The organism is Micromonospora sp. NPDC047548, assembly GCF_040642975.1.
Classification (GTDB): Bacteria; Actinomycetota; Actinomycetes; order Mycobacteriales; family Micromonosporaceae; genus Micromonospora.
The window spans coordinates 110,565-130,480 of record NZ_JBEYTI010000003.1; the positions used below are offsets into that span (position 1 = coordinate 110,565).

Annotated in this window: 18 protein-coding genes; 7 read left to right on the forward strand and 11 right to left on the reverse strand. The window is 72.9% G+C overall.

Annotation, left to right across the window (positions count from 1 at the left end; genetic code table 11):
* Positions 1–56: 56 nt before the first annotated feature.
* Positions 57–890: a hypothetical protein gene (locus tag ABZ807_RS03965; protein WP_357152509.1), complete on the reverse strand. Its 834-nt coding sequence runs from the start codon at positions 888–890 to the stop codon at positions 57–59.
* 54 nt (positions 891–944) lie between these two features.
* Between ABZ807_RS03965 and ABZ807_RS03970 the strand changes: the two genes are divergently transcribed.
* The gene (locus ABZ807_RS03970) at positions 945–2,108 is read left to right on the forward strand and encodes a DNA recombination protein RmuC (RefSeq protein WP_357152511.1); all 1,164 of its coding nucleotides are present in this window, start codon (positions 945–947) and stop codon (positions 2,106–2,108) included.
* A gap of 149 nt (positions 2,109–2,257) precedes the next feature.
* A complete protein-coding gene (locus ABZ807_RS03975; RefSeq protein WP_357152514.1) occupies positions 2,258–5,548 on the forward strand; it encodes a S8 family serine peptidase in 3,291 nt (1,096 codons plus the stop codon).
* 170 nt (positions 5,549–5,718) lie between these two features.
* Here the strand turns inward: ABZ807_RS03975 and ABZ807_RS03980 are convergent, their stop codons facing one another.
* Both ABZ807_RS03980 and ABZ807_RS03985 read right to left on the reverse strand, forming a co-directional pair.
* Positions 5,719–6,192, reverse strand: a complete 474-nt coding sequence (locus ABZ807_RS03980; protein ID WP_357152516.1) for a hypothetical protein — start codon at positions 6,190–6,192, stop codon at positions 5,719–5,721.
* Between the two features lie 38 nt (positions 6,193–6,230).
* On the reverse strand, positions 6,231–7,217 hold the full coding sequence (locus tag ABZ807_RS03985; protein WP_357152519.1) for a 4-hydroxy-3-methylbut-2-enyl diphosphate reductase: 987 nt from the start codon (positions 7,215–7,217) through the stop codon (positions 6,231–6,233).
* A gap of 108 nt (positions 7,218–7,325) precedes the next feature.
* Here ABZ807_RS03985 and xseA point away from each other — a divergent pair, with 108 nt between their 5' ends.
* Together xseA and ABZ807_RS03995 are read left to right on the forward strand one after the other, a co-directional pair.
* Positions 7,326–8,540 (forward strand): exodeoxyribonuclease VII large subunit, encoded by a 1,215-nt coding sequence (gene xseA / locus ABZ807_RS03990; RefSeq protein WP_357152521.1) that lies wholly within the window; start codon positions 7,326–7,328, stop codon positions 8,538–8,540.
* A 22-nt stretch (positions 8,541–8,562) separates the two neighbouring features.
* A complete protein-coding gene (locus ABZ807_RS03995; RefSeq protein ID WP_357152523.1) occupies positions 8,563–8,775 on the forward strand; it encodes an exodeoxyribonuclease VII small subunit in 213 nt (70 codons plus the stop codon).
* A gap of 45 nt (positions 8,776–8,820) precedes the next feature.
* Here the strand turns inward: ABZ807_RS03995 and ABZ807_RS04000 are convergent, their stop codons facing one another.
* The 3 genes from ABZ807_RS04000 to ABZ807_RS04010 all read right to left on the reverse strand — a co-directional run bounded on the left by ABZ807_RS04000 (position 8,821) and on the right by ABZ807_RS04010 (position 11,534).
* Positions 8,821–9,663 carry a hypothetical protein gene (locus ABZ807_RS04000; protein ID WP_357152526.1) on the reverse strand — a complete coding sequence of 281 codons (843 nt, stop codon included), beginning with the start codon at positions 9,661–9,663 and terminating at the stop codon, positions 8,821–8,823.
* A 227-nt stretch (positions 9,664–9,890) separates the two neighbouring features.
* Complete coding sequence (locus ABZ807_RS04005) at positions 9,891–10,706, reverse strand: hypothetical protein (protein WP_357152528.1); 816 nt, start codon at positions 10,704–10,706, stop codon at positions 9,891–9,893.
* Between the two features lie 102 nt (positions 10,707–10,808).
* Positions 10,809–11,534, reverse strand: a complete 726-nt coding sequence (locus tag ABZ807_RS04010) for a DUF4245 domain-containing protein (protein WP_357152531.1) — start codon at positions 11,532–11,534, stop codon at positions 10,809–10,811.
* A gap of 158 nt (positions 11,535–11,692) precedes the next feature.
* Here ABZ807_RS04010 and glpX point away from each other — a divergent pair, with 158 nt between their 5' ends.
* Both glpX and ABZ807_RS04020 read left to right on the forward strand, forming a co-directional pair.
* Positions 11,693–12,724, forward strand: a complete 1,032-nt coding sequence (gene glpX / locus ABZ807_RS04015; protein WP_357152534.1) for a class II fructose-bisphosphatase — start codon at positions 11,693–11,695, stop codon at positions 12,722–12,724.
* Positions 12,721–13,692: a DMT family transporter gene (locus ABZ807_RS04020; protein WP_357152537.1), complete on the forward strand. Its 972-nt coding sequence runs from the start codon at positions 12,721–12,723 to the stop codon at positions 13,690–13,692. The genes glpX and ABZ807_RS04020 overlap by 4 nt, the downstream gene beginning before the upstream one ends.
* Positions 13,693–13,728: 36 nt before the next feature.
* Here ABZ807_RS04020 and ABZ807_RS04025 read toward each other — a convergent pair whose 3' ends face one another.
* A complete protein-coding gene (locus ABZ807_RS04025; protein WP_357152540.1) occupies positions 13,729–14,646 on the reverse strand; it encodes an NAD-dependent epimerase/dehydratase family protein in 918 nt (305 codons plus the stop codon).
* A 141-nt stretch (positions 14,647–14,787) separates the two neighbouring features.
* On the opposite strand from ABZ807_RS04025, the gene ABZ807_RS04030 reads away from it, so the two are divergent.
* On the forward strand, positions 14,788–15,477 hold the full coding sequence (locus ABZ807_RS04030; protein ID WP_357152543.1) for a TetR/AcrR family transcriptional regulator: 690 nt from the start codon (positions 14,788–14,790) through the stop codon (positions 15,475–15,477).
* A gap of 9 nt (positions 15,478–15,486) precedes the next feature.
* Here ABZ807_RS04030 and ABZ807_RS04035 read toward each other — a convergent pair whose 3' ends face one another.
* The 4 genes from ABZ807_RS04035 to ABZ807_RS04050 all read right to left on the reverse strand — a co-directional run bounded on the left by ABZ807_RS04035 (position 15,487) and on the right by ABZ807_RS04050 (position 19,734).
* The gene (locus ABZ807_RS04035) at positions 15,487–16,455 is read right to left on the reverse strand and encodes an NAD(P)/FAD-dependent oxidoreductase (protein WP_357152546.1); all 969 of its coding nucleotides are present in this window, start codon (positions 16,453–16,455) and stop codon (positions 15,487–15,489) included.
* A 117-nt stretch (positions 16,456–16,572) separates the two neighbouring features.
* A complete protein-coding gene (locus ABZ807_RS04040) occupies positions 16,573–17,226 on the reverse strand; it encodes a rhomboid family intramembrane serine protease (protein ID WP_357152549.1) in 654 nt (217 codons plus the stop codon).
* Between the two features lie 115 nt (positions 17,227–17,341).
* Complete coding sequence (locus ABZ807_RS04045) at positions 17,342–18,031, reverse strand: lytic transglycosylase domain-containing protein (protein WP_357152552.1); 690 nt, start codon at positions 18,029–18,031, stop codon at positions 17,342–17,344.
* A gap of 287 nt (positions 18,032–18,318) precedes the next feature.
* On the reverse strand, positions 18,319–19,734 hold the full coding sequence (locus ABZ807_RS04050) for a PhoH family protein (protein WP_357152555.1): 1,416 nt from the start codon (positions 19,732–19,734) through the stop codon (positions 18,319–18,321).
* Between the last annotated feature and the right edge of the window lie 182 nt (positions 19,735–19,916).

Here is a 19,916-nt window from a genome sequence, read left to right on the forward strand (position 1 = left end):
CGGACGGACAGGCCCCGGCCTCGACCGGGGCCTGTCGCGTGCCGCTCAGCCGGCGGTCACCAGTCGCCGCCCCCGAAGTCCCCACCGCCGAAGTCGCCGCCCCCGAAGTCGCCGCCGCCGAAGTCGGCCGCCTGATCGCCGCCGCCGAAGTCGGCCGCCTGGTTGCCGCCGCCGAAGTCACCCTGGTCGCCGTAGTCCGCGCCCTGGTCCCCGGCGCCCTGGTCGCCGTAGTCGCCGCCGTCGTTGAAGCCCTCCTGGTAGCCGGCCTCGTAGCCGTAGCCCGGGTCAGCGAAGGCCGGCGAGAAGAGCGCGTCGGCGATCAGCATCCCGCCGAGCACGCCCGCGCCCGCGCCCAGCGCGGTCTTCCACCACGGCGTCGAGTACCAGCCGGCCGGCACCGGCCGCCCCTGGAGGCGCCCGCCCGGGTAGTAGTACGGCGTGTCCCGGCCCGGCTGCGGGCCCGCCTTGAACGTCTGCCCCTGCACCTGCACCTGACGTTCCCTGGTCAGCTCGCCGGCGCCCTGCGCGGCGGCCAGCGGGGGCAGCTCCGGCCCCGGGTCCAGGCCGAGCGCCACCCGGGCCGCCCGGGCGTACGCCAGCCCCTCCAGCGCGGTCTCCCGGGCCAGCCGGTACTGCTGGATGGTCCCGGCCTGCTCCAGCTGGCTGCCGGCGGCGTTGTAGCGCTCCGCCGCGTCGACCAGCGCCTGGCGTACGGCCGGGGCGTCGCCGTGCAGGTTCATCACCTGGCCACCGAGGCGCTCGTACCAGCGCTGGGCGTCGGCGCGTACGTCGGCGAGGCTGCGCGCCTCGCGGGCGGCCCGCTCCCGCCGCCACCACACGAACCCGCTGACCAGGAGGGCCACCAGGATGGCCACGAGCAGAAATTCCATGGTGCCGAACGTACCCGCAGGCGTCGAGTCGTACGCATTTGGCAAGCTCTGCTGATGGACTTCTCGACGTTGGCCGTGGTGGTCGTCTGCCTCGCCGCGGGCGGCGCGGTGGGCTGGTACGCCGCCCGCGCCCGGTCGGCCACCGAGATCGCCCGACTGGAGGCCACCCTGGCGGTCACCCGCGAGGGCGAGGGGCGGCTGGAGCAGTCGATGCGGGCGCTCAGCTACGAGGCCACCGCCCAGTCGCAGGAGGCGGTCGCGCGGGCGGTGGCCCCGCTGCACGACACCCTGCGCCGCTACGAGCAGCGGGTGGGCGAGCTGGAGCGCGACCGGGTCGACGCGTACGCCGAGTTGCGCGAGCAGGTCCGCGCGATGAGCACGGTCTCCGGCGAGCTGCGCACCGAGACCAAGCAGCTGGTGGCGGCGCTGCGGGCACCGCAGGTGCGGGGTCGCTGGGGTGAGCACCAGCTGCGCCGGATCGTCGAGGCCGCCGGCATGCTGGAGCACTGCGACTTCAACGAGCAGGTCACCGCCGCCACCGACCACCAGGGGGTACGCCCCGACCTGGTGGTCCGGCTGCACGGCGGGCGGACGGTGGTGGTGGACGCGAAGGCGCCCTTCGACGCCTACCTGACCGCGATGGAGGCGCGCGACGAGCGGGGGCGGGACATCCACCTCGACGCCCACGCGCGGCACCTGCGGGCGCACGTCGACGCGCTGGCCGCGAAGTCGTACTGGGCGGCCTTCGACTCCACGCCCGAGTTCGTGGTGCTCTTCGTGCCGGCCGACCCGTTCCTGGACGTGGCGTTGCAGCGCGACCCGACGCTGCTGGAGCACGCCTTCGCCCGCGACGTGGTGCTGGCCACCCCGGCCACCCTGGTGGCCCTGCTGCGCACGGTCGCCTATTCCTGGCGGCAGGAGGCGCTGGCCCGCAACGCGGTCGCCGTCCACTCCCTGGCCCGCGAGCTCTACGGGCGACTGTCCACCCTGGGCGACCACGTCGGCAAGCTCGGCACCTCCCTCGGCGGGGCGGTCACGGCGTACAACCGCGCGGTGGGCTCGCTGGAGGCGCGGGTGCTGGTCAGCGCCCGCAAGCTGGCCGAGCTGGGGGTCTCCGGCCAGGAGCTGGCGACCCCGGCCCAGGTGGAGGTGGCGCCCCGGCAGCCGCAGGCCCCGGAACTGCTGGACGGCACCTCCACTCTGGATCGGCTCGACTAGTGGCGCCTATGTGACAGCACAGGCCCTCACATGTCACGAAGTGGTCACAAGGTACCGCTCGGTAGTGACACCGCCACGACGCAGCACAAAGGATTTCGCTCACGCGTGCCCTGTCATCTCAGGGCCCTGTTCTCTGGAGGAAAGAGAACGTGAGCAAACCCCGCAACCTGAGCCGGCGTACCTCCGCCGGGCTCTTCGCCTCGGTGGTGGCCGTCGGTGCCATGACCGGCGCGGGCGGCGCCGCCACCGCGAACGCCGCCCCCGCGAACGCCCCGGCCAACGCCGTCGAGGCGCTCGGCTCGCACGACGCCAAGCTGCTCGCCGAGGCCGAGGCGAAGCACGCGCCGACCGTCACCCTGATCATCGCCACCCAGAAGGGTGAGGCGAAGGACGTCGCCGCCGCGATGAAGGAGCTCGGCGGCACGGTCAGCCAGCGCTTCGACTCCATCGGCTACGTGCTGGCCAAGGTGCCCACCGCGAAGGTACTGAAGGCCGCCACGCTGCCGGGCGTCGCCGCGGTCGACCTCGACGAGACCATCCAGCTCCCCGACCCGACCACCGAGGCCGCGCCCGCCGGCGCCAAGGCCGCCGAGCAGGGCGAGACCCTGGCCGGCCCGGGTGCCGGCACCGGCGCGGTCAACCCGTACATGCCGACCAACGAGACCGGCGCGGAGGCCTTCAAGGCCGCCCACCCCGAGTGGGACGGGCGCGGGGTCACCATCGGCATCATGGACACCGGTGTGGACCTCGACCAGCCGGCGCTGCAGAAGACCACCACGGGTGAGCGCAAGATCGTCGACTGGGTCACCGCGACCGACCCGCTCGAGGACGCCACCTGGCGTCGGATGAACACCGAGGTCGCCGGCCCGAGCTTCACCATCGCGGGCGCCACCTGGACCGCTCCGGCCGGCGCCTACCGGTTTAACCTCTTCCGTGAGTCGATCACTGCCGACAGCGACCCGAAAGGCGACGTCAACCGGGACGGCGACAAGACCGACGAGTTTGGCGTCCTCTACAACCCGGTCAACGGCGATATCCGGGTCGACGTCAACCAGAACAAGGACTTCACCGACGACGAGCTGATGCGGCCGTACAACGAGAAGTTCCAGGTCGGGCACTTCGGCACGGACAACCCGGCCACCGCCGTCCGCGAACAGATGCCGTTCGTGGTGGAGTTCCGCCGCAACGTCGACACCTCGCCGATCGGCATCCCGGGCACCTGGGACTACGTCAACATCGGCATCATCGAGGCCACCCACGGCACGCACGTCGCCGGCATCACCGCCGCCAACGACATGCTGGGCAACAGCGCCTTCGACGGCGCGGCGCCCGGCGCCAAGCTGGTCTCCGCCCGCGCCTGCTCCTGGGGCGGCGGCTGCACCGCCGCCGCGCTCACCACCGGCATGGCCGACCTGGTGATCAACCGCAAGGTCGACGTGGTCAACATGTCGATCGGCGGCCTGCCGACGCTGAACGACGGCTCCAACGCCCGCGCCCAGCTCTACAACGACCTGATCACCACCTACGGCGTGCAGCTGTTCCTCTCGGCCGGCAACTCCGGCCCGGGCCTGAACACCATCGGCGACCCGTCGGTGGCGTCCAACGTGGTCAGCGTCGCGGCCAACATCAGCAAGGACACCTGGCTGGCCAACTACGGCTCCGTCGTCCGCAAGGACAACGCGCTGTTCAACTTCTCCTCGCGCGGCCCGCGTGAGGACGGCGGTTTCAAGCCGAACATCGCCGCCCCCGGCTCGGCGATCTCCACCGCGCCGACCTGGCAGCCGGGCAACCCGGTCCCCGAGGCCGGCTACCCGCTGCCGCCGGGCTACCAGATGCTCAACGGCACCTCGATGGCCTCCCCGCAGGCCACTGGCGCCGCCGCGCTGCTGCTCTCTGCGGCCAAGGCGAACGACCGGGGGGTCAGCCCGGCCGCGCTGCGCCGGGCCATCTACACCTCGGCCCAGCCGATCGCGGACGTCGCGACGTACGCCCAGGGCTACGGCATGTTCAACGTGCCCGGCGCCTGGGACCTGCTCAGCGAGGGCGTCGAGACCCGCTCGTACAGCTCGGACGCGCCGGTCTGCACCGAGCTGTCGAAGAACCTGACCCGCTACGACGCGGGCACCGGCAGGTTCGTGCCGAACCCGGACCGGGGCACCGGCGTCTACAACCGCTGCGCCTCGGCGCAGGGCGGCCAGAAGGTCAACCAGACGAAGACCTACAAGGTCACCGTCACCCGTACCAGCGGCCCGGCCGGCAACATCCGGCACGACGTCGAGCTGCGCGGCAACGACGGCACCTTCACCGCGCCGCGGTCGGTGGTGCTGCCGCTGAACAAGGCGGTCACCATCAACGTGGTCGCCAAGCCCCGCACCGACGGCGCACACGGCGCGCTGATGACCATCGACGACCCGGCCACCTCGGTGGTCGACTTCGAGGTCTCCACCGTGGTGGTCGTCGCCAACGACGTGCAGGCGCCGGCGTACTCCTGGTCGACCGAGGGCTCGGTCGACCGGAACAGCTTCACCTCGTACTTCGTGACGGTGCCGGCCGGGGCGGGCGCGCTCCAGGTCAACCTCTCCGGCATCGCCACCGGCTCGCAGACCCGGTTCATCGCCATCAACCCGTACGGCGTCCCGGTGGATAGCACCGCCAGCACCGCCTGCTACACCAACTTCTCCGACGCGGCGGTCTGCAAGCCGCAGGAGCGGGACTACCGGAACCCGATCCCGGGTGTCTGGGAGATCGAGGTGGAGGCCCGGCGCACGTCGCCGTCGCTGAACAACCCGTTCCAGCTCCAGGCGCGGGTGCAGGGCGTCCAGGTCGAGCCGGCCGTGATCGAGCTGCCGTCGGTGACCGCCGACACCCCGACCGACGTGACCTGGAACCTGGCCAACACCTTCGGCCCGGTCGCGGTGACCGGCCAGGGCGGCCCGCTGTCCAGCGTGCACGCCGAGCGGCCGACCATCGCCGAGGGCACGCAGCAGGAGTACACGGTGACGGTGCCGGCCGGGGCGACCAGCTTCACGGCCCGGATCGGCAACACGGCAAACCTCGGGGCCGACCTGGACCTGTCGGTCTTCCTGGGTGCCACCCGGGTGGGCCGCTCGGCCGACGGTGACTCGGAGGAAGCGGTCACCCTGACCAACCCGGCCGCCGGCACCTACCGGGTCGTGATCGACGGGTACTCCGTCGACGGTCCGGGCACCAGCACCGCCTACGACTACCGGGACTCGTTCTCGGCGCCGTCGCTGGGCACGCTGTCCGCCCCGACCACCCCGCTACCGCTGGACAACGGCGACACCGCCACCCTCACCGGTACGGTGACCGCCCTGTCCACCCCGACCGCCGGCCGGGCGCTCTACGGTGACCTGGCCGTCACCACCACCGAGGGTGCGGTTGTCGGCCGCGGCTCGGTAGCGATCGGCGCGGTGAACTGACCACCCGCTGACGGCGGTCATCGACCGCCCGAGCACCACAGGAGCCCGTCCCCGGTCCCCGGGGGCGGGCTCCCCCTTTTCCCCCACCTGGATTGTCCTTTTCGTGCCGCCGACTCCGTGCCGCCAACTCCGTGCTCAGCGGGGTGACCGGCCGCAGGCGCGGAGGAAGGTCAGGAGCGGCGGGCGGACTCCACGACAAAGGGGGTGCCCTGCTGGCAGGTGGTCATCATGTCGGGCTTGGCCTGGCCGGTGACGGTGACCCTGGCGCCGACGGCGAGGACGTCCCGGGGGCCGCCGATGAGCTGGTAACCGTTGACAAGCAGGCAGTTCGGCTCCACGCCGGGCTGGACGGTGCCGGTGATCGTGGTCGCCCCGGGGCCGGGCGGCAGGCTGGGGCCGAGCGGCGGCTGCTTCGGCGGCGGTTCGGTCGGGGGCACGACGGTCGGGGGCACGACGGTCGGCGGGACGCCGGTCGGCGCGGACGGGTCGACCGGCTGCGCCGGACCGGTGCTGGGCGAACTGGTCACCGGCGATCCTTCCGAGGGGCTGGCGGTGCCCGTCCGGTCGTCGCCGTCCTGGCCGCCGCAGGCGCCCAGCGCCGCGCAGACGACCAGAGCGACGAGGGCCATCCGATGCGTCTTCATGCCCACTGGGACGTGCCCGACGGGCGATCCGTTCCCGGTCAGGCCCGCTCGGCCGCGGCCTTCATGTCGCGCTTGAGCTCCTGCGGCAGCGAGAAGGTCAACCGTTCGTCGGCGGTGGTGATCTCCTCGACGTCGGTGAATCCCCGCTCGGCGAGGTGGGCCAGCACGTCCTGCACCAGCTCGTCCGGCACGCTCGCGCCGGAGGTGACGCCGACCGTGCCGGCGCCGGTCAGCCAGGCGTCGTCGATCTCGTGCGCGAAGTCGACCAGGTGCCCGGCGCGGGCACCGGCGTCCAGCGCGACCTCGACCAGCCGCACCGAGTTGGAGGAGTTGCGCGAGCCGACGACGATCACCACGTCGCAGTCGGGGGCGATCTCCTTGACCACGTGCTGGCGGTTGGAGGTGGCGTAGCAGATGTCGTCGCTGGGCGGCGACTGGAGCAGCGGCAGCCGCTGCTTGAGCCGGGCGACGGTCTCCAGCGTCTCGTCCACCGACAGGGTGGTCTGGGAGAGCCAGACAACCTTGTTCGGGTCCCGCACGGTGACCTTGTCGACGCCGTCGGGGCCGTCCACCAGCTGGATGTGGGCGGGAGCCTCGCCGGCGGTGCCGACGACCTCCTCGTGCCCCTCGTGGCCGATCAGCAGGATGTCGTAGTCCTCGGCGGCGAACCGCTTCGCCTCCTGGTGCACCTTGGTCACCAGCGGGCAGGTCGCGTCGATCGCCTTCAGGGAACGCGCCTTCGCCTGCTCGTGGACCTCCGGGGCGACGCCGTGCGCGGAGAAGACGACGGTGGCGCCCTCCGGCACCTCCTCGTTCTCCTCGACGAAGATCGCGCCCTTGGCCTCCAGGGTCCGCACCACGTGCTTGTTGTGCACGATCTGCTTGCGCACGTAGATCGGGGCGCCGTAGAGCTTGAGCGCCTCCTCCACGGTCTGCACCGCCCGGTCGACGCCCGCGCAGTAGCCGCGGGGCTTGGCCAGGAGCACGCGCTTGCCGGTCCGGGAGGTCGTCTCAGCCTGGGTCACCCGTCCATCGTACGTGCCGGGTTTCCGGCGGCAGCGGCTGCGACCCGTAAGCGGCACGCGCTGTCGGGGCTCCCGCAGGTCGTCGGAGCCTGACCGTAGGGTGGGCGGGTGACCGACGCCCCGCGCAGCACCCCCGAGGAGCCCTGGCCGGTCCGGGTGGTCAGCCAGAAGGTCGGCGCCTGGATCGCCCGCCTCGGCTGGGTCTGGGTGGACGGGCAGGTGGCGCAGATCAGCCGCCGCCCCGGCGCGAGCACCGTCTTCCTCACCCTGCGCGACCCGTCCGCCGACCTCAGCCTGACCGTCACCACCAACCGGGACGTGCTCGACTCCGGCGCGCCGGAGCTGCGCGAGGGCGCCCGGGTGGTGCTGCACGCCAAGCCGGAGTTCTACGCGGCCCGGGGCACGCTGAGCCTGCGCGCCGACGAGATCCGCCAGGTGGGGCTCGGTGAGCTGCTGGCCCGGCTGGAGAAGCTCAAGAAACTGCTCGCCGCGGAAGGGCTCTTCGACCGGGCCCGCAAGCGCCGCCCGCCGTTCCTGCCCGGCCGGGTCGGCCTGATCACCGGCCGCGCCTCGGCCGCCGAGCGGGACGTGCTCACCAACGCCCGGCGGCGCTGGCCGGCGGTGGAGTTCCGCACGGTCAACGTGGCGGTGCAGGGCCCGAGCGCGGTGCCGCAGATCGTCGACGCGCTGAAGGTGCTCGACGCCGACCCGAGCATCGACGTGATCATCCTGGCCCGGGGCGGCGGTGGCATCGAGGACCTGCTGCCCTTCTCCGACGAGGCGCTCTGCCGGGCGGTCTTCGCCTGCCGTACGCCGGTGGTCAGCGCGATCGGCCACGAGACGGACGCCCCGCTGGTCGACTACGTCGCCGACGTGCGCGCGTCCACGCCGACCGACGCGGCCAAGCGCGTCGTGCCCGACCTCGTTGAGGAGGTCCGCCTGATCGGCCAGGCCCGCTCCCGGTTGGAACGCGCGGTCCGCAACCTGGTCGACCGCGAGTCGCACCGGCTCGACCTGCTCCGCTCCCGCCCGGTGCTGGCCCGCCCGCAGGTGATGGTCGACCAGCGGGCCGCCGAGGTGAGCGCGCTGCGGGACCGGACGGGCCGCTGCCTCGACCACCGCCTCGGCGCCGCCGCCGACGACCTGCGGCACACCCTGGCCCGGCTGCGCGCCCTGTCCCCCGCGGCCACCCTCGACCGCGGGTACGCGATCGTGCAGCGCGCCGACGGCCATGTCGTACGCGCCGCCGCCGAGGTGGCCAAGGGCGATCCGCTGCGGGTACGCCTCGCCGACGGCGAGCTGACCGCGACCGTCGACGGCTGAGGAGTGTGGTGGGATGGGTGGGATGACCGACGAGACCAGGGACGAGCGGCTCAGCTACGAGCAGGCCCGCGCCGAGCTGGCCCAGGTGGTGGAGAAGCTGGAGGTCGGCGGCACGTCGCTGGAGGATTCGCTGGCGCTCTGGGAGCGCGGCGAGCAGCTGGCCGACGTCTGCCAGCGCTGGCTGGACGGGGCCCGGGCCCGGATCGACGCCGCCCGCCAGGCCGCGCAGGAGTGAGCACGATGGTGGCGGGGCGTCGTCGCCCCGCCACCGTCGGCCGGCTCAGTCGAACAGGTGGTAGAACTCCTGGGGCGCCTCGACGACCTGGCCGGCCGGCGGCTTCTGCGCGGCGGTGGCGGTGCCGTAGTCGGTGTAGGTGACCTTGATGTCCTGCGCGGCGTTCTGGCCGGCGGCCGGAATCCGGATCACCAGCTCGCTGAGCCGACCCTGCGGGTCCAACTTGGCGGTGAACGGCACCGACCTGGCCTGCTGGCCGAGCGCGGTGATCACGGACTGGTCCACCGAGCCGGCCTCCGCCGCCTTCGACACGTCGAGCGTGCCGGCGTAGGCGCCCTCGCCGGTCTGCCGGACCTCGGTGATGCCCTGGGTCAGCACCTCGCTGCCGGCCGGGTCGATCTTGTCGAAGTCGAAGCCCAGCGCCTTGTTGCCCTTGATCCGGGTCTGGTCGAGGTGCTGGTACCTGCCGAGGTTGAGCTTCTGCACGCCGGGGATGCTGCCGGCGGACTTGCCGCCGAGCTCCAGCTTCACCCAACTGTCCGGCTTGGCGTGGATCAGGTCGAGCTTCATCGACAGGTCCGAGGACGCGTCACCGATCAGCACGCGCATCTCGGCGCTCTGGCTCGGCTCGTGCACCTGCCCCTGGGCGCTCGAACCGGCGCCGGACATGGTGAACCGGAAGTTGCCGTTCCTGATCTCGTTCGTGGAGTTGAGCAGGGCCTGCTTGGCGTCGGCGTTACCGCTCGGGGCGATGGCCGAGCCGGACGCGGCCGGCGTCGCGGAGCCGGACACTGCCGGGTCGCCCGTCCCGCTGGCGTTGCAGGCGGCCAGACCAGAAGTGAGCAGCGTCGCCGCGAAGACCGCCGCACTGAAGCGTCGAATGGTCACGAGAACCTCTCCAGGTGGGTCGTCCGGCCCGCGAGGGCGCCGGAGGCGTGGCGTCGGGGCCTTGCACCTGCCCCGCCGCGCGAGTCCCGTCCGGCCGACGGAACGAGCCGGCGAGGTCGCGTACCTTCTGTTCCCTGACGCCGCGTTCGGCAATCCCTGTCCGGTCCACCTGGTGGAACACCGCCGACGGGGTGGGGACGGACGAGGCCGCCCCACCCGTCGCTGGTTCAGCTCTTGAACATCTCGTAGACCTGGTCGGACGCCTCGACGACCTGCTTCGCCGGGGGCTTCTGCACCGGGGCGGCGGTGCCGTAGTCGGCGTACTTCACGGTCAGGTCGTGGGCCGCCGTGTCACCGACCGCGGGCAGCTGCACGGTGAACTCGGCCAGCCGCCCCTGCCCGTCGAGCTTGGCGGTGAACGGCAGCGCGCCGGCCTTGTCGCCCAGGCCCTTGAGCGTGTCGGCGTCGAGCACGTCGGAGTCGGTGGCCTTGGTCGCGTCGATGGTGCCGGCGTAGGCGCCCTCACCGGTTGCCTTGACGTCGGTGACCGCCTTGATCAGCGCGTCACTGCCGGCCGGATCGACGTCGGCGAAGTCGAACTCCAGCTCCTTGGCGTCCTTGACCTTGGCGCGGTCGATGTGCTGGTACTTGCCCTTCATCGCCTTGAAGGCGGGGATGGCGTCCGCCATCTCGCCACCGAGTTCCAGCTTGACCCAGCTGTCGGTCTCGATGAAGACCAGGTGCATGGTCATCGACATGTCGTCGGCGCCGTTCTGGCCGCTGACCATCTTCATCTCGGCGCTCTTGGACGGCATGTGCACCGTGCCGCTGCCGTTGAACTCGCCGCCACCGGTGATGGAGAAGGTGAAGTTCCCCTTGCTGATCTCACTGGTGGAGGCGACCAGGGCCGCCTTCGGGTCGGCCGGGGTCGGCGAGGCGGCGGCCGTGCCGTCGGAGCCGGCGGAATCCGACTTGCAGGCGGCCAGGCCGGGGACGAAAAGGGCGGCGGCGAGGACGCCTGCGCTCCACCGTCGAAGGTTCACGTGGTTCTCTTTCCGGGAGTCTGTTCCCGGCTACGCGCGGCGTGCCGGGATTCGAGCCGGGGCAGAATAGCGGAAAGGGACGCTTCCCGGGCCCTTTGGGTCCTACCGCAGCGAGCCGGCGAGCTGCCGCAGCTCGTTCTCCCGGGCGTCGCCCACCACCAGGATCGTGCGGTTCGGTTCGAGCAGCACCAGGGCCTGGTCGTTGCCCCGGCCGGTGTACCGCTGCCAGCTGCGCCCGTTCAGGTCGGTGGGCCCCTGCGGCTGCCCTTCGGCGGTCAGCTCGGCGGGCAGCAGCTTCTCCGCCGGCACGGTGCTCTGCACCAGCTGGACGCCCCGCCCCTCCGGGGTGAGGTAGCCGACGCGCAGGTTGGCGCCGCCCTCCACCGTGCGGTAGCTGGCGCTGACCGTACGCCAGCCGGAGCTCAGCCCGGCCGGCTCGCTGACCGGGAAGGCGTTCGCCGACCGGGCCTGCTCGTAGGCCGGGGCGGCGTTGATCACGGTCGGCTGCTCGCCGCCGAGGAAGCCCCGGTAGAAGGCGAGCAGCAGGGCGATCGGGACGAGCAGCACCAGCAGCGAGAGCGCCATGTCCTTCGGCGACCGCTCGGAGCGGGCCTTCTCCCTGCGGGCGGGCCGCCCGCCGGCCGCCGGCCGCGCCGGCGGCACGTCGGCGTCCACGGGGGCGGCGTCGGGCACCGGCTCGACCAGCGCCGGGTCACCGGCGCCCGCGCCGGCCGCCGTGTCGGTCGCCCCGGTCGGGGTCACCGGCGGCTGGCCGTCGGGCGGGGTCTGGTCGGCGGGTACGCGATCGGCAGGCTGTGCGGGGTCCACCGGTCCATTCTCGCAGCCGCGTGGGTGACCGATCCCGCCCACCACCGCCCCGCCCCGGCACCGGACCTGTCATCGTGTGAGGATCAGCGACAAAGCCGGCAGTGGCGACCGCAGCACCCTGCCGGTCCACCCCGCAACGTCGCGAGGAGGAAGCCGTCATGACGAACACCAGGACGCGGATCCCCCAGGATCTCGACCGCAACCTTGCCCTCGACCTGGTCCGGGTCACCGAGGCCGCGGCGATGGCCGCCGGCCGGTGGGTCGGCCGGGGCGACAAGGAGGGCGGCGACGGGGCAGCCGTCGACGCGATGCGCAAGCTGATCAACTCGATCCCGATGCGCGGGGTCGTGGTGATCGGCGAGGGCGAGAAGGACAACGCGCCGATGCTCTTCAACGGCGAAGAGGTCGGTGACGGCACCGGCCCCGACGTGGACGTCGCGGTGGACCCGGTCGACGGCACCACGCTGATGAGCAAGGGCATGCCCAACGCGCTGGCGGTGCTCGCGGTCTCCGAGCGCGGCGCGATGTTCGACCCGAGCGCCGTCTTCTACATGGAGAAGCTCGCCGTCGGTCCGATGTACGCCGACGTGGTGGACATCAACGCCGGGGTGGCCGACAACCTGCGCCGGATCGCCAAGGTCAAGGGCACCGACGTCTCCGAGGTCACGGTCTGCGTGCTGGACCGCCCGCGCCACGACGACCTGGTCAAGCAGATCCGCCGGGCCGGGGCGGGCATCCGGTTCATCTCCGACGGCGACATCGCCGGGTCGATCGCCGCCGCCCGGGGCGAGTCCGACGTCGACGTGCTGATGGGCATCGGCGGCACGCCCGAGGGGATCATCTCGGCCTGCGCGCTCAAGTGCATGGGCGGGGCGATGCAGGCCAAGCTCTGGCCGCGCGACGCCGAGGAGCGGGAGAAGGCGCTCGCCGCCGGGCACGACCTGGACCGGGTGCTCAGCACCGACGACCTGGTCACCGGGGACAACTGCTTCTTCGTGGCCACCGGCGTCACCTCCGGTGACCTGCTGCGCGGCGTGCGTTACCGGGCCGGCGGGGCGTACACCCAGTCGATCGTGATGCGCTCCAAGAGCGGCACCATCCGGGTGATCGACTCGTACCACCGGCTGGAGAAGCTGGCCCTCTACTCGGCGATCGACTTCGACGGGCGGCCGCTGGCCGAGCAGGAGTGAGCGCGACCGGGACGCTGGCCCCGCCGACCGTCCCGGCGTCCCGGCGGATCGTCGCGGTCGGGCTGGCGACCGCCTCGGGGGTCGCCGTGGCCGTGCAGTCCCGGATCAACGGCGAGCTGGGCGTACGCCTGGCCGACGGGATCGCCGCCGCGGTGGTCTCGTTCGGGCTGGGCCTGCTGGTGCTGCTGGTGCTGGTCCCCGCCACCCCTGGTGGGCGGCGGGGGCTGCGCGACCTGCGCACGGCGCTGCAGGACGGCTCGCTGCGCCCGTGGCAGTGCCTGGGCGGGGTGTGCGGCGCGTTCCTGGTCGCCACCCAGGGGCTCACCATCGGCACGCTCGGCGTGGCCGTCTTCACCGTGGCGGTGGTCGCCGGGCAGTCGGCGAGCAGCCTCGCGGTGGACCGGGCCGGGGTGGGCCCGGCCGGCCGGCAGCCGGTGACGGCGAGCCGGCTGACCGGTGCGGCGCTGACCGTGCTGGCCGTCCTGCTGGCGGTGGGTGATCGGCTGGCCGACCCGGGGATCCTGGCGCTGGCTCTGCTGCCGCTGCTGGCCGGGGTCGGCATCGCCTGGCAGCAGGCGGTCAACGGCCGGGTCCGGGTCGCCTCGGGCAGCGCCCTGTCGGCGACCCTGGTCAACTTCGCCGTCGGCACGGCCGCCCTGCTCGTCACCTTCGCCGTCGACGGGGCCGTCCGCGGTCGGCCGACCGGCGCCTTCCCGGGCGAGCCGTGGCTCTACCTGGGCGGCCCGATCGGCATCGTGTTCATCGCGATCGCGGCGAGCATCGTCCGCTTCACCGGGGTGCTGCTGCTCGGGCTGGCCACCATCGCCGGGCAGATCGTCGGCGCCGTACTGCTGGACCTGGTCCTGCCGACCGCGGCCTCGCACCCCGGGCCCACGACGCTGGCGGGCGCGGCCCTGACCCTGGTGGCGGTGCTGGTCGCCGCGCTCGGCCCGACGCCCCGCCGCTGAGCCCGGTCCGGGCTCGCGGCGGGTGACCCGGACGGGTCAGCGGCGCAGGGCCGTCACGGTCTCCTTCAGCGCGCGGTCCAGCGGGGTCGGCTCCACGCCGAGGGTGGCGGTGGCGGCGGCCGAGTCCATCAGGAACGGCCGGTCGAACTGGTAGGCGGTCTCGCGCAACTCGCGCACGAACGGGTTGGCCAGGCCGCCCAGCCAGAGCACCGGGTAGGGCATCCGGGTCAGCTTGGGCGCGGGCGCGCCGGCCAGCGCCGCCGCCCGGTTGGCCAACTCACGCATGCCGGCGGCGGGCGGGCTGGGCACGTGCCAGGCCCGGCCCCAGGCCCGCGCGTCGGTGGCGGCGACGACGAGGGTACGGGCGACGTCCGGGATGTACGTCCAGGTGTGCGGGGCGTCCCAGTCGACCGGGAGGAAGACCCGCTGCCCGGCGAGTACCCGGGGCAGCACCATCATCGGCAGGGACGTGCCGTCGGCGCCGAGGTAGTCCGAGCCGCGCACCTCGGTGACCCGGACCCGGCCGGCCCGGTGGGCGGCGAGCGCGTCGGCCCACATCCGGTTGCGGACCCGCCCCTTGGTGCCGGTGGCCGCCGGCGGCGTCTGCTCGGTCATCGGGCCGTCGACCGGCCCGTACCCGTAGAGGTTGCCGACGGTGGCGAGCACCGCGCCGGTCCGCTCGGCGGCGGTGAGCAGCGCGCCGGCCAGCGGCGGCCAGTCGGTCGACCACCGGTGGTACGCCGGGTTCGCGCAGTTGTAGAGCGCGTCCGCGCCCTCGGTGAGCGCGGTGAGCCGGTCGGCGTCGGCGGCGTCGGCGGCGACCCGCTCGACGGCGGGGTGCTCCGGCCCGGCGCCCCGGCGGGTCACGACCCGGACCCGCTCGCCCTGTTCGGCGAGGAGACGGGCGGTGGCCGTGCCGACCGGGCCGGAGCCGACGATCACGTGCAGCGACATGGGAACGCCTTTCAAAGCGGGGATACGAACCGAGAGCACTGCTCTCGTTTGCCGACACCAGCATGACCGCTCGCCCGGCGGTTCGTCAAGAGCAGTGCTCTCTCTTTTGATTGCCGCTCTGATCCGTGGCAGAGTGGGCCCATGCCCGCTTCCTCGATCCGCGCCCGGGTCCGTGCCGAGATGATCGACGAGATCAAGGCAGTGGCCCGCCGCCACCTGGCCACCGACGGCGCCAACCTCTCGCTGCGGGCGGTCGCCCGGGACATGGGGATGGTCTCCTCCGCCATCTACCGCTACTTCCCGAGCCGCGACGAACTGCTCACCGCCCTGATCCTGGAGGCGTACGAGGCGCTCGGCGACGCGGTGGAGGCCGCCGACGCCACCACCGACCGGCACGACCTACGCGGCCGCTGGCACGCCGCGTGCCGGGCCGCCCGGGACTGGGCGCTCGCCCACCCCGCCGAATACGCGCTGCTCTACGGCAGTCCCGTGCCCGGGTACGCCGCCCCCGACGACACCGTCCTACCGGCCCAGCGCCCCCCGCTGACCATGGTCGGCATCCTGCGGGACGGGCTGGCCGACGGTCGGCTCGCCGCCCCCGCCGACGACCTGCCCGAGCCGGTCCGCGCCGACCTCGCCGAGATCGCCGCCGGGTTCTTCCCCGGCCTGCCGGAGCCGCTGCTGGCCCGGGGCATGGCCGGCTGGACCCAGCTGTTCGGGTTGATCAGCTTCGAGCTGTTCGGCCGGGTGAACCGGATGATCCCGCACCGCGACGCATACTTCGACCACCAGACCGGGCTGATGGCCGACCTGATCGGCCTGCCCCGCTGACCGGTCCCGTCAGCCGGCGTCGGAGGAGTGGCCGGGGAAGAGATGGGCGCTCGGGTCGATGGCGACGGCGGCGTTGTTGACCGCGGTGGCCGCCTCGCCGAACCCGGTGGCGATCAGGCGCACCTTGCCCGGGTACTCGGTGATGTCCCCGGCGGCGAAGACGCGCGGCAGGTTGGTCGCCATCGCGCTGTCGACCACGATGTGCCGGCGGTCCAGCCGCAGCCCCCACTCGGCCAGCGGGCCGAGGTCGGCGGTGAAGCCCAGCGCCGCCACCACCGTGTCGACCGGGAGGGTCTCCGCGGCGCCGCCGCGTACGGTGATCTCGGCGGCGGCCACCGTAGCGTCCCCGTCCAGCCTGGTCAGCTCGGCGTTGACGATCACCCGTACCGGCAGGGCCAGCACTCGGGAGACCGTCGCCGCGTGCGCCCGGAACCGCTCCCGCCGGTGCACCAGCGTCACCGAGCGGGCCAGCGGTTGCAGGGTCAGCGCCCAGTCGAAGGCCGAGTCCCCGCCGCCGACGATCAGCACGTCCCGGTCGGCCAGCGCCGCCGGCTCCGGCACGAAGTAGACGATCCCGCCGCCGACGAAGCTCTCCGCCACCGGCAGCGGGCGCGGGGTGAAGCTGCCCAGCCCGCCGGTGACCACCACCGCGCCGCAGCGCAGCTGGTCACCGCCGGCGAGCCCGAGCACCGGGTGGCCGTCGACGTGGGCGAGCTTCTCGGCCCGGGTGCCCAACAGGTACTCCGGGTGGAACGGCGCGGCCTGGGCGACCAGGTTGGCCACCAGGTCCCGCCCCTTGACGGCGGGGAAGCCGGCGACGTCGAGGATCAGCTTCTCCGGGTACATCGCGGTGATCTGCCCACCCGGCTCGGGCAGCGCGTCGACCACCGCCACGGACAACCCCCGGAACCCGGCATAGTAGGCGGCGAACAGGCCCGTCGGGCCGGCCCCGATCACCGCGACATCGACCTCGCGCATGGCGTACCGTCGCTTTCCGCTGGCGGATCAACGCGTGCTGATGCCGACGGTAGGCCCGCCGGCCCGGCCGGGCAAGCATGTCCCGATCCTCGCCGCGCACCGGCGGGTCGGCCGGGCTCAGGGCATCGTCAGGGTCGACTCCGAGCGGTACGGCCCGTCCGGCTCGGGCCGGCGGCGCCGGAACAGGATCGCCGCCACCACCCCGCCGAGCAGCCCGAACAGGTGCCCCTGCCAGGAGATGCGCTCGTCCGTGGGGAGGATGCCGAGCAGCTGCCAGCCGTAGAGCAGGCCGACCAGCAGCACCACCGCCAGGTTCCACCAGCTGCGCTCCACCAGGCCACGGGTGAGCAGGATGCCGAGGTAGCCGAAGATCACCCCGCTGGCGCCGACGACCACCGAGTTGGGCGCGCCGGTGAACCAGACGCCGAGCCCACTGACCAGCACGATGATCAGGGTGGACCAGAGGAAGCGCCGGGTGCCGGCGGCGAGCACGAAGGTGCCGAGCAGGATCAGCGGGATGCTGTTGCTGTAGAGGTGGTCGAAGCCGTGGTGCAGGAACGGCGAGAAGAAGACCCCGTCGAGGCCCTGGATGCGGTGCGGGATGATCCCGGCCGCCACGTCGAGGCCGAAGTTGAGCCCCTGGTCGAGCGCCTCGATGAGGAAGAGGAACGGCACCACCGCGCACATGGCGACGAAGGCCCGGCCGAGTGAGGCGTAGAACGCATCGGTGCCGAACCGGGTCGGGTCGCCGCCCGTGGGATGCAGGGTCACCTGAAAAGAGCTATCAGCAATCGTGGCCGACCGCCACCTGGGCGGCGCGCCGGCCCGGGACACGACGAGGGCGGGGCGGGTGGTCGCCCACCCGCCCCGCCCTCGTCGGTGACGATCAGTACCAGCCGGTGCTCTGGCTGTGCGACCAGGCGCCGCACGGGTTGTCGTACCGGCCCTTGATGTAGCCGAGGCCCCACTTGATCTGGGTGGCCGGGTTGGTCTTCCAGTCGTCGGCCACGGTGCCCATCTTGCTGCCCGGCAGGGCCTGCGGGATGCCGTACGCCCCGGACGAGGAGTTGTAGGCCTTGTGGTTCCAGCCGCTCTCCTTGTCCCAGAGCTTGTCCAGGCACGGCATCTGGTCGATCTTGAAGCCGGCGTCGAGCAGCAGCGCGCAGCCGATCTCACGGTTGCCGCTGTACTCGTTGCAGGACGCGGGGATCGGGCCGGCGAACGGCGTGGTCTTGGCCTCGGCCTCCTTGGCCGCCGCCTCCCGCGCCTTCTTCCGGGACGCCGCCGCGGCCTCGGCCTCGCGGGCCCGCTCGGCGGCCTCCTTGGCCGCCGCGGCGGCCTGCAGCTTCGCCTGGTACTCGGCGGCCCGCTGCTTGGCGGAGGCCCGCTGATGCTCGGCCTGCCGGTCGCGCTGGTAGTCGTACTCGGCCTGGTCGACCTGGAGGCCGACCTGCGCGGTCAGGCCCTGTTGCTGGGTTTCTCGGTCTTCGCCCAGGTAGAAACCGCCGGCAACGCCCACGGAGAGCAGTGCGACAGCGGCCGTACGGGCGCCGAACCGGCTCCACAGCCGACTCACGAAGTGTCCCTTCGTCGGGGGCAAGGACGCGGCGCGGGGCCGGCCGTCTCAGGCGCGGTCGTGCCGCGAGCGCCCCGACCGGAGCCGGTCGCCACCGACGCACCGACCCTCGCCGGGGGCTCGTCCAAGGGTGGGACGAACGATGCTCGACGATCCTGTCGGGGCGTGGGCGCTCGTTGGACACCATTGCGCACAGTGAGACGGATGGGAAACCAACAGTCGAATTTGTGATCTGTGCCACAAAGTGAATATGGACGGAGAGGGGCGCAACCGGCACCCGAGGTCGGCTAATGCGGGATGTCTTCCAACAGATCGGTCACCATCGCCGCGATGGGCGACCGCTCCGAACGGCTCAGCGTGACGTGCGCGAAGAGCGGGTGACCCTTCAGGGTCTCGATCACCGCCGTCACGCCGTCGTGCCGGCCCACCCGGAGGTTGTCCCGCTGGGCGACGTCGTGGGTGAGCACCACCCGGGACCCCTGACCGATCCGGGACAGCACCGTGAGCAGCACGCCCCGCTCCAGCGACTGCGCCTCGTCGACGATGACGAACGCGTCGTGCAGGCTCCGGCCCCGGATGTGGGTCAGCGGCAGGACCTCCAGGATGCCCCGGGAGGTGACCTCCTCGAGCACGTTCTCGTGCACCACCGCGCCGAGGGTGTCGAAGACCGCCTGCGCCCAGGGCGACATCTTCTCCGACTCCGAGCCGGGCAGGTAGCCCAGCTCCTGGCCGCCGACGGCGTACAGCGGGCGGAAGACGATCACCTTCTTGTGCCGGCGGCGTTCCATCACCGCCTCCAGGCCGGCGCAGAGCGCCAGCGCGGACTTGCCGGTGCCGGCCCGCCCGCCCATCGAGACGATGCCGATGGACTCGTCCAGCAGCAGGTCCAGCGCGACGCGCTGCTCGGCCGAGCGGCCGTGCAGGCCGAACGCCTCCCGGTCGCCCCGCACCAGCCGGACGGTCTTGTCTGGCAGCACCCGGCCGAGGGCCGAGCCGCGGGCCGAGTGCAGCACCAGGCCGGTGTGGCAGGGCAGGCCCGCCGCGGCGTCCAGGTCGAGCGTCTCGCCGGCGTAGAGCCGGCCGATCTGCTCCTCGCCCAACTCCAGCTCGGCCATGCCCGTCCAGGTGGGGTCGCTGGCCTGGCCGTGCCGGTACTCGTCGGCCCGCAGCCCGACCGAGGCGGCCTTGACCCGCAGCGGCATGTCCTTGCTGACCAGGGTCACCTCCCGACCCTCGGCGGCGAGGTTCAACGCCACGGAGAGGATCCGGGCGTCGTTGGACTCGTTGCGGAAGCCCGGCGGCAGCACGCCGCCGTCCGAGTGGTTGAGCTCCACCCGCAGCGTGCCGCCGGAGTCGTTGGCGGGCACCGGATGATCCAGCCGCCCGTGCTCGACCCGCAGGTCGTCCAGCATGCGCAGGGACTGCCGGGCGAACCAGCCCAGCTCGGGGTGGTGCCGCTTGCCCTCCAGTTCGGAGATGACCACCAGCGGCAGGACCACCTCGTGCTCGGCGAAGCGGTGGAAGGCCGCCGGGTCGGACAGGAGCACCGAGGTGTCCAGGACGAACGCCTGGCCGGCTGGTCGGGGCTCCTCGGTGCCGGCTGGGGCGGCGGCCGTCGTACGGCGGCTCCGAGTGGCTCGGCGGGTCGTGGCAGTCGCGGCCGGGGTCTGGTCGGCACCGGCGGTCGTACGGCGAGTCGTCACAGGCCTGCTCCGACGGATGGGCACCCGCCACCCGCGTTCCGCCTCCTCCGGTGCCCGGGGACACGGGGTCGGATGCGGAACCCCGTGCGCGAGGTCGCAGTTCCGGGCGGACCGGCTGGCCCGGGAGAACCCCGCGCCATGCCTAGACGCTAGCCGCGCCAGGCCCCGTCGGCTAGTGCCGG